The 421-nt window shown below is 73.4% G+C and carries 1 protein-coding gene; it reads right to left on the bottom strand.

The window, feature by feature from the left end; all coding sequences use genetic code 11:
• Positions 1 to 125: 125 nt before the first annotated feature.
• The coding region (locus tag AC5RUJ_RS18485) for a winged helix-turn-helix domain-containing protein (RefSeq protein ID WP_494156543.1) at positions 126 to 421 on the bottom strand (296 nt) is incomplete at its 5' end.

Genomic DNA, 421 nt, shown 5'->3' with positions numbered 1-421 from the left:
GGCGCTGTCGCTGGTGGCCGGGGCGAAGACCCCCGGGGAGGGTGACGGGTGGCAGCAGGACGCCCGGCAACGGCTTGCCATCGCCGAGGACCTGGCCGCCGGCGCGGCCTGACCGGACCCTTCACTCAGGCGTCGGCGACGAGGCGGTAGCCCATGCCGCGCACGGTGGCGAACTTCTCCGCCCCGAGCTTGTTGCGCAGGTAGCGGACGTACACGTCCACCACGTTGGAGCCGGGGTCGAAGTCGTATCCCCAGACCCGCGAGAGCAGCTGCTCGCGGCTGAGCACCTGGCCCGGATTCCGCAGGAAGGCCTCGGCGAGGGCGAACTCCCGGGCGGAGAGATCCACCTCCCGGCCGCCGACGCTGGCCCGCCGGGTCCGCAGGTCCAGGCTCAGCGTGCCGCTGCCGAGGACGGCCAGGT

The sequence above is a fragment of the Arthrobacter sp. Y3223164 genome, from assembly GCF_059091005.1.
This window is presented reverse-complemented; position numbering and strand designations above follow the sequence as displayed.